The following is a 17,106-nucleotide window of genomic DNA, read 5'->3' as shown; positions in this document are numbered from 1 at the left end:
CCTCCCCCACGCGACACCTGAACCGCCCGTCGGGATCATCCCGGCGGGCGGTTCCGCGTCTGCGCACCGGCAGGCGCCCACCCCCGACGTCGGGTGCGGGGGAAGGCACCTCCCTACGCCTCGAGCAGGGCCACCTCGCCGGTCGCGAGGTCGTAGAGGGCGCCGACCACGGCCAGCCGGCCGGCGGCGACCGGGGCGGCGAGCAGGTCGTCGGCGCGCAGGGCGGCCACCGTACGCAGCACGTGCCGCCGGACCGCCATCGGATGCACCCGGGGGTCGTCGACGCCCACCTCGGTCACCGCCGGGGCGATCTGGTCGACCAGGTGGGCCAGCGCGCCGCCCGGCGACCGCCCGCCGCGCAACGCGTCCACGGCGGAGGCCACCGCGCCGCACCGCTCGTGCCCGAGCACCATGACCAGCCGCACGCCCAGTTCACCGACCACGTACTCGATGGAGCCGAGCACCGCCCGGTCGAGCACGTGCCCGCCGGTGCGGATCACGCAGATCGAGCCGAAGGTCTGGTCGAAGATCGCCTCCAGCGGCACCCGCGAGTCGATGCAGCCGAGCAGCACCGCGTACGGCTGCTGGTCGCCGGAGGCCGCCGCCGCGGCGGCGGTGACGTCGTGGCCGTGGATCGGCTGGCCGCTGACGAAGCGGCGGTTGCCGGCGAGCAGCTCGGCCAGCGCGGCGCGGGGCGACCCCATGCCCCCAGCTTGGCGGGCTCACCGGACGCCCGGAGCCGGGTTGCGAATCTTCTCACCGACCCGGTTGCCGTGGTCTCATGACGGGTAGCCGGTGTTACCACCGGGTATTCCCGGTGTTGCGGTTCCGGGCGGCCTGGGAGGTGACGATGTCGGAGCACGTCGAGGTGCGTCTTCCCGACGACGTACGCCTGCACGTCGAGGCGACCGGACCGGCCGGCGCCGAGGTCACCGTCGTGCTGCTGCACGGCTGGACGCTGGACGGGCGGGCCTGGCATCGGCAGCTCGCCGACCTGCGGGAACGGTTCGACGACGCGGTGCGGGTGGTGACCTACGACGCCCGCGGCCACGGCCGGTCGAGCTGCATGGCGCTGCCCACCGCCACGGTGGCCCAACTCGGCGACGACCTCGCCGCGGTGCTGGACGAGGTGGTCCCGACCGGCCGCGTCGTGCTGGTCGGCCACTCGATGGGCGGCATGACGATCATGGAGTACGCGCACCGGCACCCCGGGCACTTCGCCGCCCGGACGGCCGGGCTGGTCTTCGTCTCCACCACCGCCGAGGGCCACACGCACACCGCGTACGGCCTCTCGCCCCGGATCGCCCGGTTGATCCGCCTCGCCGAGACCACCGGGGCCGGCGTGCTGGCCCGGTGCGGGTCCTGGCGACCGCCCCGGGCGCTGCTGCGCGCCCTGCGTCCCAGCATCCGCTGGATGCTCTTCGGGGACCGCTGCGACCCCCACGACATCCGGCTGGTCACCTCGGCGGTGGCCCGCGCCTCCCTGCGCTCGATCGGCGGGTTCCGCGCCTCCATCGGGACGCAGCACCGGCTGGACACCCTCACCGCGCTCGCCCACCTGCCGGCGGCGGCCCTGGTCGGCGACCGGGACCGGCTCACCCCGCCACCCTGCGCCGAATCGATCGCCGCCGCGCTGCCGGCGACCGAGCTGACCGTCTGCCCGGGTGCCGGGCACATGCTGATGATGGAACGCCCCGACGAGGTCAACGCGGCGCTGGGCGGCGTGCTGCGGCGCGTGCTCGCCGCCCCCGGGGCCGACGCCACCGCCGCCGCCCGGGGGGACTGAGCCGGGCGTCCGGGAGCGCGCCGCGGCCCCCTGCGGGCGTGACGCGGGTTCCTTTCCCGCACCGGTCGCGCCGCTGGTTGCGCGCGGGCCGTACCCTCTTGCGGTTGGCCTGGCGCGGTTCGCACGGTTCGCGCCGCCCGCCGCCGACGTCAGGAGGAGCGAGCGGTGACCGACCAGACCACCCTGGAACAGGAGATCGCCGTCGAGCAGCGGCATCTCGACCGGGTGTACGCCCGACTGGCCGAGCTGCGCCGGTCGGCGGTCAGCGCCGAGAAGGAGGGCTACCGGCTCGCCCGGGTGGGCAACTTCGGGGCGCTGGTCGAACGGGACGCGATGGTGTTCCACGCCGCGCGGCGGCGGCACATGCTGGACGCCGAGCACGAGGGCCTGGTCTTCGGCCGGCTGGACCTGCTCGACCGGCAGGTGCTGCACGTCGGACGGCTCGGCATCCGGGACGACGACGCCTCCACCCTGGTGGTGGACTGGCGGGCCCCGGCCGCCGCCGCGTTCTACCAGGCCACCCCGGCGCAGCCGCTGGGCGTGGTGCGGCGGCGCACGATCCAGTCCTCCGCCGAGCGGGTGACCCGGATCGAGGACGACCTGCTCGATCCCGTCGCCGCGCCCGCCGACATGGCGGTGGTCGGCGACGGCGCGCTGCTGGCCACGCTGTCGAAGGCCACCGGCCGGGGCATGCGGGACATCGTCGCCACCATCCAGCGGGAGCAGGACGAGGCGATCCGCTCCCCCGGCTCGGGCGTGACGATCGTGTCCGGCGGTCCGGGCACCGGGAAGACGGCCGTCGCCCTGCACCGGGCCGCGTACCTGCTCTATTCCGACCGCAGCCGGTTCGCCGGCGGCGGCATCCTGGTGGTGGGCCCGTCCTCGGTCTTCGTCGAGTACATCGCCTCGGTGCTGCCCTCGCTCGGCGAGGACACCGCCACCCTGCACTCGCTGGGCACGCTCTTCGCGGGCATGACCGCCACCCGCACCGATCCGCCGGCCGTGGCGGCGGTCAAGGGCTCGCTGCGCATGCGGCGGGTGCTGGAGCGGGCAGCCCGGGACGCGGTGCCGGACGGCCCGACCGAGCTGCGCCTGCTCTACCGGGGCGAGCTGCTCCGGCTGGAGCGCCGCGAGCTGGACGGCATCCGGGACCGGGCGATGCCCCGGGGCGCCCGGCGCAACGAGGTGCGCCGGGCCGGCTTCGACGGGATCTTCGCGGCGCTCTGGGCGCAGGCCCGCCGGTTGGGCGTCGGCCGGCTGCCCGAGCAGCGCGCGTTCGAGGACGAGATCGCCGAGCGGCCGGAGTTCCGGGAGTTCCTCAAGGCGTGGTGGCCCCGGCTGCACCCCCGGCACGTGCTGGGCTGGCTGGCCCGCCCGGACCGGCTGCACCGGTACGCCGCCGGGATCCTCTCCCGCGCCGAGGTCCGGCTGCTGACCGACGCGTACCGCAGCCTCGATGCCGCCGGGCTGACGATCGCCGACATCGCGCTGCTCGACGAGCTGGACGCGTTGCTCGGCAAGCCGATGAGGCCGGCCCGGGCCAGGCGGGACCCGTTCCAGCTGGCCGGCGGGGTCCGCGAGCTGAGCACCTTCGCCGACCGGCAGCGCGCCGCCCGCGAGGCGGCCCGGGAGCGCCCGGAGGACTACCGGGAGTACGCGCACGTGGTGGTCGACGAGTCGCAGGACGTCTCGCCGATGCAGTGGCGGATGATCGGCCGGCGCGGCCGGCTGGCCTCGTGGACGGTGGTGGGCGACCCCGCCCAGACGGCGTGGACGGGGGACCCCGAGGAGCTGACCCGGGCCCGGGACCAGGCGTTGGGCCGGCGCAAGCGGCACCACTTCACCCTCACCACGAACTACCGCAACTCGGCGGAGATCTTCGCGGTGGCGGCGGCCGAGATCCGCCGGCTGCACCCGGACCTCCCGCTGCCCAGGGCGGTGCGCTCCACCGGCGTCGACCCGGTCGAGCTGGCGGTGGCCCCGGCGGAGCTGGAGAGCGCCGTCGTGGCGGCGGCCCGCGCGCTGCTCGCCGAGGTCGAGGGCACGGTCGGCGTGATCACGCCGGTGCCCCGCCGCGACGAGGTGGCCGGCTGGCTGGGCGGGCTGGGCGCGCCGCGCCTGCAGGTGGTGACCAGCCTGGAGGCCAAGGGCATGGAGTACGACGGGGTCGTCCTCGTCGCCCCTGGTGAGATCCGGGCCGACCCGGGTTCGGGGGTGCGGACGCTCTACGTCGCGCTGTCCCGGGCCACCCAGCGCCTGACCACCGTCGACCCGATCGGCTGAGGCCGCGTTACTTGCATACATAGCGATGTGAACATAGATTGGACGCGAATCCGGACGCCTGACGGAGGGTGGGCGCGTGGGCGCAGGTCATGACCACCATCACGGGTCGGTGGCGAATGCCGCACACCGCCACCGGGGCCGACTCTGGGCGGCGTTCGGGCTGCTCGCCGGCCTGATGGTGGTGGAGGCGGTGGCCGCCTTCCGCACGGGCTCCCTGGCCCTGCTGAGCGACGCCGGGCACATGTTCACCGACGTGCTCGGCATCGGCATGGCGCTCGCGGCGATCGCCGCCACCCGGCGGGCGGGCGCCGATCCGCAGCGCACCTTCGGCCTCTACCGGCTGGAGGTGCTGGCCGCGCTGGCCAACGCCGTGCTGCTCTCCGGCGTCGCGGTCTACGTCGTGGTCGAGGCGGTGCGCCGCTTCGGCGACCCGCCCGAGGTGCTGGCCGGCCCGATGCTGGTGGTGGCCGTGTTCGGCCTGCTCGCCAACGTCGGCGCCTTCGCGCTGCTGCGCTCCGGCGCGAAGGAGAGCATCAACGTCCACGGCGCCTACCTGGAGGTGCTCGGCGACCTGCTGGGGTCACTCGGCGTGATCGGGGCGGCGCTGCTGATCGCCACCACCAGCTGGTGGTGGGCCGACCCGTTGGTGGCGGTCGCGATCGGGCTGTTCATCCTGCCCCGTACCTGGCGGCTCGGGCGGGCCGCGCTGCGCATCCTCGTACAGGCCGCACCGGAACACCTCCAGGTCACCGCGGTGCACGACCGGCTGGCCGCCGTGCCGGGCGTCGCCGAGGTGCACGACCTGCACGTCTGGACGCTGACCTCCGGGATGGAGGTGGCCTCGGCGCACCTGACGATGGCGCCCGGCGCGGAGGTGGGCGCGGTGCTGGGCGCCGCCCGGGCAGCGCTGCACGACGACTTCCAGATCGAACACGCCACGTTGCAGATCGAGCCGGGAGCGTCGCCCGGGGCCTGCGGGGCGGTGGAGTGGTAATGAGGACAACCTTAATTCTGGGAGAGTATTGTGGCCTTATGCCGGATTTGACTGTTAGTGGACGCACACCCTCCGTCACCTGCGCTGCACCAGTCACACCGGCACCGGTAGGCTCGGCTTCGGCCTCCGCCAGGCGGCACCCACCGGTGCCGGCGGTGGCCGCCGCCTAATCGCCCGGCGGGGCGAACCGGGGAACCATGTTCGTGGGGTGCATCCGCGTCAGCGGTAGGGATCTTCCGTCCCGAACCCGTCAGCTAACCCGGTCGGCGGCTGACGGAAGGACACGTGTATGCCAGTGATGGCACCTGTACGACGACGTGCCGCCCGAACGGCGGCCCTGATCGCCACGATGCTCGCCCTCGGCGCCGCGGTGGCCCCGGTCACCGCCGCCCCGGCGGCGGCCACCACCCGCGCCGGCCTGCTCGCCGCGGCTCCCGGCCAGGACGAGGAGGGCGGCACCCCGGCCCTGCGGGCCCAACTTGAGGCCGCCAGCAAGGGCTACCTCGACGCCAAGCGCGCCCTGGACACGTCGACCAAGCGGCAGCAGCAGCTCACCGCGCAGCTCAAGACCACCGAGGTCGAGCTGACCGCCCGCACCGCCAACGTCGGCGAGATCGCGGGGGCCGCCTACCGCACCGGCCGGCTCAGCGTGGCGTCCGCCCTGCTCAACAGCGGCTCACCGGACGGCTTCATGGACCGCGCCGCCGCCCTCGACGCGGTGGCGGCCAAGGAGGACCGGGCCCTGCGCGAGCTCCAGGAGACCCGGGACGAGGCCACCCGCACCAGGCTCGCCCTGGAAGGCGAGATCCGGGAGCAGCGCAAGCAGGTCAGCGTGATGGCCAAGCGCAAGGAGCAGGCCGAACGGGCGCTGACGGTCGCCAACCGGAAGCAGCAACAACAGCAGTCCGCGGGTGGGGGCGCCTCGCCGGGCGGCACCTCGACCGCGACGGCGAAGGCGGCGCCGCGCAACTCCGACGGCTCGTGGCCGCGTGAGTCGTGCAGCGTCAACGACCCGACTCCCGCCAACGGCTGCATCACCCCACGCACCCTGCACGCGCTCAACCAGGCCAAGGCGGCGGGCTTCACCCGCTACGTCTCCTGCTACCGCCCCGGCGGCTCCGGCGAGCACCCGAAGGGCCGGGCCTGCGACTTCGCGGCCCAGAAGGGCGGCTTCGGCGGCGACGCCACCGGCGGCGACCGGACGTACGGCAACAACCTCGCGGCGTACTACGTGCGCAACGCCGACCGGCTCGCCGTGCTCTACGTGATCTGGTACAGGCAGATCTGGCTGCCGAGCAGCGGGTGGAAGTCGTACAGCGGGGCCAACGGCGACCCGTCCAGCGACCACACCAACCACGTGCACCTGTCGGTCTACTGACGCCCGCGCCCCGGTGTCCCGCCCGTCGGCGGGTCACCGGGGGCCCGGGCGCCCGTCGCCTCCGGCCGTCCCGACCGGTCCCGGCGGTCAGTCGGCCGGCGGCCCGGGCGGGCGCGTGTCGAGGGCCGCGGCGAGGCGGGCGGCCAGCCCGAGGTGGGCTGCGCGGGCCTGGCGGAACGCGTAGCCGAAGAGCGGCGCGGGCGCGGCGAGGGTGATTTCCACGTCGATGCGGACCACCCCGTCGGGCTCCACCCGCAGCCGGGTGTGGTTGCGCACCGTGGTGGCGGGCCACTGCCGCGCCACGGTGACGATCTCGTCGGGATCGTGGACGAGGACGTCGGCCCGGTAGGTGATCGGCAGGCGCACCGGCCCGGCCGCCAGTCGATCGGTGATGTCGTAGCTGGCGCGCGCGCCGGGGCGGGTCGGCACCCGACGGACCCGGACGATGAGCGGGTGCAGGTCCTCCTGCCGGCCGGGATCGGCGAGCAGCGCCGCGGCCTCCGCGAGGGAGCAGCGCGCCTGGACGGTGTAGCTGAAGGAACTCCGCCTGAGCACGCCGTCTCCCCGCCGTCGATGGTCGCCCGATCGTCGCGCATGCCGGGCGCGCTGGCAACGCCGCGCCGATCCCGCCCGGAGTCCGGACGCCCGGGCACCGATCCCACTACGGTCAGCTGGTGGAAGGTCACGCCACGTGCCGATCGGTGGAGGGTGGGCGCATGAACGGGTACGACGGATGAGCGGGCACGTGATGGTCTTCGCGCCCACGCCCCGGCTGACGGTGACCGTCGACCAGCCCAGCGACGCGCCGGAGCTGCACCTGCACCCCGGCGGGCAGGGCGTCTGGCAGGCGCGGATGGTGATGTCGCTCGGGGTCGACGTGGTGCTCTGCACCGCCCTCGGCGGCGAGATCGGCCAGGTGCTGGAGCCGCTGCTGGTCAGCGAGGGGGTCAACCTGAAGGTGGTGGTCCGCGACTCCGGCAGCGGCGGGTACGTGCACGATCGGCGGGAGGGCTCCCGGGAGGAGATCGTCGACGTGCCCGGCCAGCCGCTCAGCCGGCACGAGCTGGACGAGCTCTACAACCTGGCGCTCGGCGAAGGGCTGCGCGCCACGGTCAGCGTGCTGAGCGGGCCGAACGAGCCGTCGCTGGTCCCGGCAGACCTCTACCGGCGGTTCGCCGCCGACCTCGGGGCCAACGGCAGCCGGGTGGTGGTCGACCTCTGCGGCGAGCACCTCGACGCCGTGCTGGAGAGCGGCGTCTTCTTCCTCAAGGTCAGCCACGAGGAGCTGATCGCCGACGGCCGCGCCGACGGCGAGGACGAGGAGCAGCTCACCCGGGCCCTGTACGACCTGCACGCCGGGGGCGCCGAGAACGTGGTGGTGAGCCGGGCCGACAAGCCCGCCCTCGCCCTGGTCGACGGCGAGGTCTTCGAGGTGGAGATGCCTCGGCTGGAGGCGGCCGACCCGCGCGGGGCGGGCGACTCGATGACGGCCGGGGTGGCCGCCGTGGTGGCGCGCGGCGGTGACGTGCGCACCGCGATCCGTACCGGCGCGGCGGCCGGCGCGCTGAACGTGACCCGGCACGGCCTGGGCACCGGCCGGCTCGACTCGATCACCGGGCTGGTCGACCGGGTGCGCCTCGTACCGGCCGGCAGCCGGCCGCAGGAGCGGACCAGCCCCGACGAGTTGGCCGACCGGGCGGCCGAGCGATGACGCTGCGGGTGCTGGTCACCAACGACGACGGGATCGCCGCGCCCGGCATCCAGGCGCTGGCGCGGGCGGCGGCGGACCGGGGCCTGGACGTGGTGGTCGCCGCGCCGCTGGAGGAGGCGAGCGGCACCAGCGCCGCGATGACCGCCGTGGAGCGCGACGGCCACGTGGTGGTCCACGAGCATCCGCTGTCGGAGCTTCCGGGGGTGCCGGCGTTCGCGGTCGGCGGCTCCCCCGGCTTCATCGCGCTGATCGCGGTGCACGGCGCCTTCGGGCCCCCGCCGACGGTGGTGCTCTCCGGCATCAACCGGGGCGCGAACGCGGGACGGGCGGTGCTGCACTCGGGCACGGTGGGGGCCGCGTTCACCGCCGCCGCGAACGGCTGCCGGGCGATGGCCGTCTCGCTCGACGTGCTCTCGGCCGGGGAGGCCACGGCCGCCAGCGGGGGCGCCGCGGTGGCCGCCGCCGCCCGGGTACGCGACGCCGAGCGGCACTGGTCGACGGCCGCCCGGGTCGCCCTGGACCTGCTGCCCCGGCTCACCGCCGGGCCGGTGGAGAGCGTGCTCAACGTCAATGCGCCCGACCTGCCGCACAACCGGCTGCGCGGGGTGCGCCGGGGCACACTGGCCAGCTTCGGCCAGGTGCAGATGACGGTGGCGGAGGCCGGGCACGGCTTCGTCCGCACGTCGCTGGAGGAGCCGGGGCAGGCCGTGCAGCCCGGCACCGACCTGGCCCTGCTGGCCGAGGGGTACGCCTCGGTGACGGCGATCCGCGCGGTCACCGAGGTGGCGGACGTCGACCTGTCGGGCCTCGGCGACGCCTGAGGGGCCCACCCTCCCGCGTCGCGGGCCGGTGGGGTGCCGTCGGCGGGTCAGGCGCCGGGGAGGACCTCGGGCGTGGGCGCGCCGGCGTAGTAGGGCTCGGGGGCGCCGAAGAGGCCGAGCAGGCCGGTCACCCAGAGCTGCCGGTGCACGAACCGGCTCGGCTCGGTGACGACGAGCTTGACGCCGCTCACCTCGGCGGTCTGGAAGCCGGCGACCATCGCGCTGATGCCGACCGAGTCGATGAAGGTGACGAGCCGCATGTTCAGCTCGATCCGGCCGGGGCGCCCCTTGGTCAGGACCTCGGCGATCGCCTCACGCACCTCGTATGCGGTGTCGACGTCGATCTCACCCCGCGGGGCGATCTCGATGACACCACCGGGCAGGACCGACTTCACGATCGACAGGCTCACGCGAGCACCTCCACTCGCCCGTCCGACGGGCGCCTCATCAGTACGCGGGCCGCGACCGAGAGTATTCCTCCGACGGCCTCGGTCGCCACCCCTCGGGATGAGCAATTCGCGGACGAGGGCACGGCAAGTCTCCCTTATCCGAACTATTGACGTTTTGTCCAACCAACGATCAGCTGTCACTGACGCGTTCGCGCCCCAGGGTAGCCGGCCGCAGTCGGCACCGCCCAGCAGCGGACCCCTCGGGCGTGGCCTGTTCCGCTTCGGCCCCCGGCCTTGCCCGTACTGCCTAGCATCAGCTCGGAGACACGACTGCGACCGGGAGGACGATCGATGCTCAGGAGACTTGCCGCGCTGGCCGGCGTCAGCGCGCTGTTGGCCCTCGTACTGGCCTGCGGGTTCGGCGGCGGCGGGGGCGATGACGACGACGATGACGACGACTTCGCGCGGGGCGTGACCGCGGCGGTCGCCGTCCGCTGACGCCGCCGACGCACCGCCCGACGACGGTCACCCGGGTCGCCGCACCGGGTTTGCCGAACCGCCCCACGGGGCACAGGCGGAAACGAGCGAACCGTCACACGCCGGTGCGACGCCGAAGTCCGAAGTGGCCGCCGGCTTCGGCACCCGAGGAGGTAACCCACCATGTTCGGAAGCAACCTGCTGGACCGCCGCAGCAAGCCCGAGCGCGTCACGGACCAGGCGTGGCAGCACCTGGTCTCGGCGGTCAGCTCCGCCGGTGACAGCGTCCGGGACACCGCCCGTTCGGCCCGCCGAGGCGGTTCCGGTCTCGCCGACGAGGCCGGCGACCTGGTGGGCTCCGCAGCGGACGAGGCCCGCCGCCGGGCCACCCTCGCCTTCGACGCGCTGGCCGGCCGCCGGCCCGCGCTGCCCTGGACGCTGCTGATCGGCGCCGCGCTGGTCGGCGCGGCGATCGGCTGGGCCGCCGGCACCGCCGCGCGGGCCGCCGGCAGCCGGGGCGACCGGGCGATGGACGACATCGAGTTCGTCGACGTCGACCGCCCCAACTCCCCGGTCGGCCTCGACGGCTGACCGGCCTGGCACACGCTCGCGGCGAACGGGCCCCGGCCGACGGCGAGTCGGCCGGGGCCCGCGCCTGTCCGGGATGACGTCCGGCAGCAGGCGTCACCCCACCTCGCGGCCCCGCCTCAGAGGGCGGCGACGCTAGTCGGTGCCCGCTCCGCCCGGCTCAGCGCGCGCAGCACCGCCGGCTGCCCGTGCCGCCGTACGGCGAGGCGGACCAGCAGCGTCAGCACCGGATCGACCGCCTCGGCCGGCAGCTCCGGGGTGGCCACGCCGACGCTGACCGCGAGGTCGTCGGCGTGCACGACGAGTTCCATCAGCCGGGTGACCAGGTAGTCGTCCAGGGCGAGCGACCACGGGCCACGTGCCACGTGCACCACCCGCCCGGGTGGCTCCGAGAGCAGCACGCCGGTCAGCTCGCGCAGCGTGGTGGCGCACCGGTCGACCAGAGCGGCCGGCCCGTCGGCGGCGAGGCCGTCACCGGCGCGGCGGATGGCGACGTTGACCGTGGCGTCGACCGGGGCGCCGAGCCAGGTGCCGCGCGCGTAGTGGTCGAGCAGCCCCACGGGGTCACCTGCGGGGACGGGCGCGGCCAGCACGGCGGGGACGCCGAGCACCTGGCTGGCGAGGTGGCCGGCCAGGCCCCCCACGCCGAACGCGGGCAGGGCGCTCGGTTCGTCCCAGCGGGTCGCGACGGCGGGGTCGGCGAGCAGGTCCACCGCCGAACGCGCGGCGGTGAGATAGGCCGTCCTGATCGGATTCACGGAGGATCCCTCCTTCGACGGGCGATCCCCCGAGCCTATGGCGCGCTTCGCCGGGATGCCGGCCCGTCGATGCGTGCGGGGTGCGGCCGGCCCTCTCCCCGGCGCTCACCGACCCGGTACCGGCTCCACCGCCTCCTACAACCTCACGGTGCAGGCCGGGGGCGATCCGGCTTGCGTCGTGCGGGTCCGGCGAGCCGGCTCGCGGTACGGGGCCGACCGGCCGCCCCGCGCGACCGCGCACCGCCCGCCCCTGGTCGGAACGGGGTGCGCGGTCGGCGGGGCGAGGCGGTCAGCGGGCGGTGCAGGTGACGGTGGCCGGCGCGGTGTTCGCCCCGGTCGTACTGCCGAGGAAGCCGGCGGTGGCGGTGGCGCCCGCCCCGAGGGCGCCGTTCCAGCCGGCGTCACGGACGGAGACCGTCGCCGCGGTCTGGGTGTGCGTGCCGCCCCAGAGCTGGGTGATCTTCTGGCCGTCGGGGAAGGTCCAGCCCACCGTCCAGCCGGCGATCGCCGCGCTGCCGGCGTTGCGGACCACCAGCTCGCCCTGGAAGCCGCCCTGCCAGGAGCCGGTCACCCGGTACGTCGCGGTGCAGCCGCTGGTCGGCGGCGGGGTCGTGGGGGGCGGGGTGGTCGGCGGCGGGGTCGTCGTGGGCGGCGGGGTGGTCGGCGGCGGGGTGGAGGTGGTCGGTGTCGGGTCGGGCGTGCCGCCGAGCCGGTCCGCCACCAGGATGCCGCGGCCGTTGGTGCCGAGGTAGACCCGGCCGTAGACCCGGGGGTCGCCGGTCAGGGCCTCGCCCGCGTTGCCGTACTGGTGCTGGTCGTCGTTGATCCGCACCCAGGTCGCGCCGGTGTCGTCCGAGCGGTGCACGCCGGGCCGACCGTCGACGGTGCCGAACAGGTACAGCGCCAGATACGTCCGACCGGGCGCGGCCTTGCCGAAGCCGACGTTGCCGGCCGTGCTCACCGTGCCCAGCCTGGTGAAGGTGGCCCCGGAGTCGGTCGAGCGCCACAGCCCGCCCTCGCCGGCCAGCCACAGCTCGCCCTCCTTGCCGGGCAGCGCCTTGAACTTGACGTTGCCCGTGGCGGGCAGGCCGGCGGCGGCCGAGGCCGTGAAGCTCGCCCCGCCGTTGGTGCTGACGTAGAGCCTGCCGCCGCTGAAGCCGTAGAACTTGTTCGGGTCGACGCGGTCGGACTCGATCGTCGCGTTGGCGGGGATGCCCGTCGACGTGGCCCACGAGGTGCCGAACCCGACGGAGTGCACCACCTGCTGGCCGGCGTTGCCCGGCGCCCAGACGAACCGGCTGCCGTCGGCCGACGCGGCGACCGTGCCGCCGCTGTTGACGCCGGACGGCTCGGTGCCCTGGAACCAGTTCGCCCCGCCGTCGGTGGAGAACGCGACGTGGCTGTCGTTGGGGCGGTCCGCGTCGGCGAAGTTGCCAGCCCGCACCATCACGCTCGGCTTCGTCTCGGCGTAGTCCAGGCTGGTCGTGCTGGTGAAGTTCGGTTGGGTGAACATCATCGGCGGCACGGCGTCCAGGTCGGTGTGCCGGAAGCCGCCGATGTCGCCGAGCGCGCTGACCAGCGGCGCCCCGGAGGGCGGGCTGACCAGGTCGAGCACCGCGGTCTCCTCCAGGCCCTTCACCATCGGCCTGATGGTGAACTGGCCGCCGGTGTCCCATTTGGTGAGGTCGGTGCTGCCGTAGATGGTGGCGCCGGTGCCGTACATGAAGCGGTTGCTGTCGTGCGGGTCGATCTCGACCGACTCGTTCATCCAGCCGAGCTTCGGGGTCTCCTCGGGCGGGGCGGGGTTGCTGCCGAAGGTCAGCCACGGCACCGAGCTGACGTCCATGGTGTAGCGCCTGGTCTTGTTCGGGTAGCTGCTGAACTCCCAGATCCGGGTCCAGGTGGCGCCGCCGTCGGTGCTGCGCCAGAAGATCGCGTCCGGCCACCACGAGATCTGGGTGGCCACCATCAGGGTGTTCGGCTGCTGCCGGTCGATGGTGAGGCCGCTGTAGCCGAAGTACGCGTCGGTGCTGGTGGAGGGGATCGGGCTGATCCGCGTCCACGCGCCGGTGGCGCGGTGGAACTTCCAGACGTCGCCCTTGCCGCCGTCGTACGGGCCGCCGGTGTCGCTGGTGGCGATGTAGAGGAATCCGCCCACCGGGTCGACGACGCCCTTGTGCGCCAGGTAGCCGGTCGGCTGCCCGGCGATCCGCTCCCAGCTGGCCCCGCCGTTCGTGCTGCGGTAGACCGGGTTCTCCTTGTCGGCCACGCCGACGTAGACGGTCTGCGTGGCGTTGCCGGCCGTACCCGTGCTCCTGTCGAAGCTGACCCAGGTCAGGCCCTGGTTCTGGCCGTTGTAGCCGTCGGGGTCGCTGGGGTCGGCCCGGTAGTTGCCGACGTTGGGGAAGTTGGCCACCTTGGCCCAGGTCGCCCCGAAGTCGGTGCTGCGCCACAGGCCGTTGCCGCCCTCGGCGCCGTAGTACAGGATGCTGTTCTTGTTGGGGTCGACGGCGAGCCGCTCGCCCATGCCCCGGCCGGGCATGTTCCCGCCGTTCTTGAACGGCAGCTCGGTGACCTGCCAGGTGGCGCCCTTGTCGGTCGAGCGGAGGATGGCGCCGTTGTTCGGGTCCCAGTCGTTGGTGTACATCCCGACGGCCGCGTACACCCGGTTGGTCTGCACCGGGTCCGTGGCGACGCTGACCACGCCGTTCCAGCCCCACTTGTCCGCGCCGACCCAGTCCAGCAGCGGCGTCCAGGACTGCGTGGCCTGCTCCCACCGGTACATGCCGCCGATGTCCGTGCGGGCGTAGACCAGGTTCTTCTCGGTGGGGTTGAAGACAATGCCGGGGACGAAGCCGCCGCCGTCGATCCGGACGTTCTTCCAGGTGTACGGCTCGGCGGCGGCGGCTGCGGCGGTGGGCGCGCCGGCCGCGGTGAACGGTGCCGCCACGACGGCGGCGGCGACGACCAGCGCGGACACGACCGCGCCGACGTAACTTCTCCGCATCTGCGGTTCCTTCCGGGTGAGACGCCGGGAGCGGACGTGGTGACGGCCACGCCCGGCAACGGGGACGTGCGGAATCGCGCCGGAGCTGCCCTGGCTCCGGTCATCGGCGCGACGGCTCCCGCACCCGAGGAACGGGCTCACCCTAGCCGATTCGACCGGGATCATGGAAGCGCTCCCAAGAGCCACCCGGAACGGGTGAGGGACCCTCACCCCGGCCCGCGCCAGGATCGGTCCCGGCGATCCGTACGCACCGGCAGCCATCCCGTGAGGAGTGACAGATGGCCATCGAGACGATCAGCCGTAGCGACCAGGAGATCCAGTCGGCCGTCCTCGACGAGCTGGCCTGGGAACCCCGGGTGCGGCCACACGAGATCGGCGTGACCGTCGCCGAGGGCGTGGTCACCCTGACCGGCCGGGTGGACAGCTACGCCAAGAAGTGGGCCGCCGAGCGGGCGACGCACCGGGTGGCCCGCGTCCGGGCGGTCGCCAACGACCTGGCGGTACGGCTCGGCACCGGCGCCGAGCGCGCCGACCCGGACATCGCCGGCGCGGCCGGGCACGCGCTGGAGTGGGACGCGTTCGTCCCCCTGGAGCAGCTCGACGTGACCGTCTCGCACGGCTGGGTCACGCTGCACGGCGAGGTGGACTGGGAGTACCAGCGCCGCGCCGCCGAACGCGCCGTGGCCCGGCTCACCGGCGTACGCGGGGTCAGCAACGGCATCACCGTCCGCCCCGACGTCCGGCCGGACGGGCACGCCCTGGCCGACCGGATCGTCGACGCGCTGGCGCGCAACCGGGCCACCGCGGCGGAGCGGATCACCATCCGGGTGCACGGCGACACGGTGGTGCTCGGCGGGCTGGTCCACTCGATGCCGGAGCGGGCCGAGGTGGAGCGGACCGTCTGGTGCGCGCCGGGCATCCGCGAGGTGCAGAACCACATCGCGGTCGCCCCGGTGCTGGGCTGAGCGCGGTCGCCCCGGTGCTGGGCTGAGCCGGGCGCGGAACCGCCTGCCGAGCCGGGCACGGAACCACCCGGGCGGGGTGAGCCACCCTCACCCCGTCGCGGAGAAGGCTGGGAGGCATGACTGAGGTGACCGCCCGATGACCACCCCACTGCAGGTCACCGCCCGCCTGCGGACCCCGGTGACCGGGCACGACCACGTCCGCGGGCCGGTGGACGCGCCGGTGACGATCGTCGAGTACGCCGACTTCCAGTGCCGGTTCTGCGGGGCCGCGTACGCGAACCTGCGGGAGCTGCTGCGGCAGCGGGCCGACACGGTGCGGCTGGTGTACCGGCACTTCCCGATCACCAACATGCACCCGTACGCGGAGCAGGCCGCCGAGTCGACCGAGGCGGCCGGCCGGCGCGGACAGTTCTGGGCGATGCACGACTGGCTCTACGAGCACCAGGACCAGCTCGACCCCGTACACCTGTCGCTCGGCATGGATCAGCTCGGCCTGCCGGCCGACGAGGTCGCCGCGGAGGTCGAGCGGCAGGCGCACGGCGATCGGGTGCGGCGGGACTTCGTGGGCGGCATCCGCAGCGGCGTCCAGGCCACCCCGACCCTGTTCGTCAACGGCGCCCGCCACGACGGGGACTACGACGTCGCGGACCTCCTGGCGGCCGTCGACGCCGCCACCCCCTGACGAAACCCGCCCCCTCCCGGGGCACCCGGGCACCTGCGGCCCGGTGATCATGAGGTTTGCGTACTGGAAAGCGCCTTCCCGTGACGCAAACCTCATGATCGACCGAGCGGAGGGGCGGGGTGGGTGGGTCAGATCAGGTGGAGGTCGCGGGCTCGGCGGACGGCCTCGCGGCGGCGGGTGGCGTCGAGCTTGCGGTAGATGTTGCGCACGTGGGTCTTGACCGTGTTGACCGACAGGGACAGCTCGGCCGCGATCTCCACGTTGGACAGGATGCTCTGCAGGTAGCGCAGGATGGTCAGCTCCCGCTCGGTCAGCGGCTCGTCCAGCGCCGCCCCGCCCCGCTCCGCCGGGGCCCGCTCGGCCGGCGCGTCGGCGCCCCGGACCAGGTCGCTGACCGTCGGCCAGTGCGCCGTGCCGGCGTCCAGGTGCGCGGCGAGCAGGTCGCGGACCCCGGGCTCGGCGCGGGTGAACGCCCGCCGGAAGCCCTCCGGCCCGGCCAGGTCCAGGGCCCGCTCCAGCACCCGTCCGGCCCGCCGGTCGTCGCCCGCGCGCCGGGTCAGCACCGCGTCCAGCACGGCGGCGTCCAGGCGTACGGGCAGCGGCCAGCCGGCCGCCTCCGGCGACTCCCAGTCCGGCAGCGCGTACCCGGCGGCGCGCGGGTCACCGGCGCGCAACTCGACCCGGGCGAGCGCGACGGCCAGCGGCGGGGCGGCCCCGTCGCGTACCCGGTCGGCGAGCAGGTCCCGGGCGGCCCCCAGGTCGCCCCGTGCCCCGCGCACGTCCGCCTCGGCGGCCAGCAGCCAGTGCGTCAGCTCGCCGGCCCGGGGCCGGTCGGCCAGCCGCTCCCGCGCCCCGGCCAGCACCCGGTGCCCCTCGGGCAGGTCACCGGCGTCCCGCAGCAGGTACGCCCGGCACAGCGCCGCCACCGCCCCCACCACGGGCTCGCCGGTGGCCGGTGCGGCGAGCGCCAGGTTCGCCTCCGCCTCCTCGGGCTGGTCCCGGTGCAGCGCGACCAGGGCCAACGCCAGGTACGCGTGGGCGCAGTCCTCCCGGCAGGACCAGCCGTGGCAGGGCGGCATGGCGAGGGCGTCGCGGGCGAGGGCCTCGGCGGCCCGCAGCTCGCCCCGGACGGCGTGCAGCAGGGCGGCCCGGCTGGCGCAGACCAGCTCCGTCCGCGGCCGGGCGGCCTCCCGGGCCGCCGACAGCGACCGGGCGAAGGCGAGGCCGGCGGCGGGCAGGTCCCCGTCCGCCAGGTCGGCCAGGCCCA

The 17,106-nt window shown here is 74.7% G+C and carries 16 protein-coding genes and 1 riboswitch; of the genes, 10 read left to right on the top strand and 6 right to left on the bottom strand.

Annotated features, from left to right (window positions below):
• Positions 1–113 precede the first annotated feature (113 nt).
• Positions 114–704, bottom strand: coding sequence for a carbonic anhydrase (locus tag AB0G13_RS24475; protein ID WP_357878376.1), 591 nt, complete (start codon positions 702–704; stop codon positions 114–116).
• Positions 705–850: 146 nt separating this feature from the next.
• Between AB0G13_RS24475 and AB0G13_RS24470 the strand changes: the two genes are divergently transcribed.
• From AB0G13_RS24470 to AB0G13_RS24455, 4 genes are all read left to right on the top strand, one after another.
• A complete protein-coding gene (locus tag AB0G13_RS24470; protein ID WP_357878373.1) occupies positions 851–1,786 on the top strand; it encodes an alpha/beta hydrolase in 936 nt (311 codons plus the stop codon).
• A gap of 165 nt (positions 1,787–1,951) precedes the next feature.
• The gene (locus AB0G13_RS24465) at positions 1,952–4,069 is read left to right on the top strand and encodes an AAA family ATPase (RefSeq protein ID WP_357878370.1); all 2,118 of its coding nucleotides are present in this window, start codon (positions 1,952–1,954) and stop codon (positions 4,067–4,069) included.
• A 76-nt stretch (positions 4,070–4,145) separates the two neighbouring features.
• On the top strand, positions 4,146–5,063 hold the full coding sequence (locus tag AB0G13_RS24460) for a cation diffusion facilitator family transporter (protein ID WP_357878367.1): 918 nt from the start codon (positions 4,146–4,148) through the stop codon (positions 5,061–5,063).
• 153 nt (positions 5,064–5,216) lie between these two features.
• Positions 5,217–5,348: riboswitch (cyclic di-AMP (ydaO/yuaA leader) on the top strand.
• A 13-nt stretch (positions 5,349–5,361) separates the two neighbouring features.
• Positions 5,362–6,441: a hypothetical protein gene (locus tag AB0G13_RS24455; RefSeq protein ID WP_357878412.1), complete on the top strand. Its 1,080-nt coding sequence runs from the start codon at positions 5,362–5,364 to the stop codon at positions 6,439–6,441.
• Positions 6,442–6,528: 87 nt separating this feature from the next.
• On the opposite strand, the gene AB0G13_RS24450 is transcribed toward AB0G13_RS24455, so the two are convergent.
• Positions 6,529–6,996: an SRPBCC family protein gene (locus AB0G13_RS24450; RefSeq protein WP_357878364.1), complete on the bottom strand. Its 468-nt coding sequence runs from the start codon at positions 6,994–6,996 to the stop codon at positions 6,529–6,531.
• Positions 6,997–7,174: 178 nt separating this feature from the next.
• Between AB0G13_RS24450 and AB0G13_RS24445 the strand changes: the two genes are divergently transcribed.
• A complete protein-coding gene (locus AB0G13_RS24445; RefSeq protein WP_357878361.1) occupies positions 7,175–8,152 on the top strand; it encodes a PfkB family carbohydrate kinase in 978 nt (325 codons plus the stop codon).
• Complete coding sequence (locus AB0G13_RS24440; RefSeq protein WP_357878358.1) at positions 8,149–8,973, top strand: 5'/3'-nucleotidase SurE; 825 nt, start codon at positions 8,149–8,151, stop codon at positions 8,971–8,973. The genes AB0G13_RS24445 and AB0G13_RS24440 overlap by 4 nt, the downstream gene beginning before the upstream one ends.
• Positions 8,974–9,020: 47 nt before the next feature.
• Here the strand turns inward: AB0G13_RS24440 and AB0G13_RS24435 are convergent, their stop codons facing one another.
• A complete protein-coding gene (locus tag AB0G13_RS24435; RefSeq protein ID WP_088998998.1) occupies positions 9,021–9,383 on the bottom strand; it encodes an STAS domain-containing protein in 363 nt (120 codons plus the stop codon).
• A gap of 330 nt (positions 9,384–9,713) precedes the next feature.
• Between AB0G13_RS24435 and AB0G13_RS24430 the strand changes: the two genes are divergently transcribed.
• On the top strand, positions 9,714–9,860 hold the full coding sequence (locus tag AB0G13_RS24430; RefSeq protein WP_357878355.1) for a hypothetical protein: 147 nt from the start codon (positions 9,714–9,716) through the stop codon (positions 9,858–9,860).
• A 162-nt stretch (positions 9,861–10,022) separates the two neighbouring features.
• On the top strand, positions 10,023–10,430 hold the full coding sequence (locus AB0G13_RS24425) for a hypothetical protein (protein ID WP_357878352.1): 408 nt from the start codon (positions 10,023–10,025) through the stop codon (positions 10,428–10,430).
• 116 nt (positions 10,431–10,546) lie between these two features.
• Here the strand turns inward: AB0G13_RS24425 and AB0G13_RS24420 are convergent, their stop codons facing one another.
• Entirely contained in the window at positions 10,547–11,185 is a 639-nt protein-coding gene (locus tag AB0G13_RS24420; protein ID WP_357878349.1) for a maleylpyruvate isomerase N-terminal domain-containing protein, read from the bottom strand.
• 289 nt (positions 11,186–11,474) lie between these two features.
• A complete protein-coding gene (locus AB0G13_RS24415; protein WP_357878346.1) occupies positions 11,475–14,192 on the bottom strand; it encodes a cellulose binding domain-containing protein in 2,718 nt (905 codons plus the stop codon).
• 278 nt (positions 14,193–14,470) lie between these two features.
• On the opposite strand from AB0G13_RS24415, the gene AB0G13_RS24410 reads away from it, so the two are divergent.
• Positions 14,471–15,157 carry a BON domain-containing protein gene (locus AB0G13_RS24410; RefSeq protein WP_357878343.1) on the top strand — a complete coding sequence of 229 codons (687 nt, stop codon included), beginning with the start codon at positions 14,471–14,473 and terminating at the stop codon, positions 15,155–15,157.
• 136 nt (positions 15,158–15,293) lie between these two features.
• The gene (locus AB0G13_RS24405; protein ID WP_357878340.1) at positions 15,294–15,839 is read left to right on the top strand and encodes a DsbA family protein; all 546 of its coding nucleotides are present in this window, start codon (positions 15,294–15,296) and stop codon (positions 15,837–15,839) included.
• 128 nt (positions 15,840–15,967) lie between these two features.
• Here AB0G13_RS24405 and AB0G13_RS24400 read toward each other — a convergent pair.
• Positions 15,968–17,106: LuxR C-terminal-related transcriptional regulator (locus tag AB0G13_RS24400; RefSeq protein WP_357878337.1), on the bottom strand; the 1,139-nt coding region annotated here is incomplete at its 5' end.

It is taken from the genome of Micromonospora sp. NPDC023633 (genome assembly GCF_040640035.1).
In the GTDB taxonomy this organism is placed as follows: domain Bacteria; phylum Actinomycetota; class Actinomycetes; order Mycobacteriales; family Micromonosporaceae; genus Micromonospora.
This window is presented reverse-complemented; position numbering and strand designations above follow the sequence as displayed.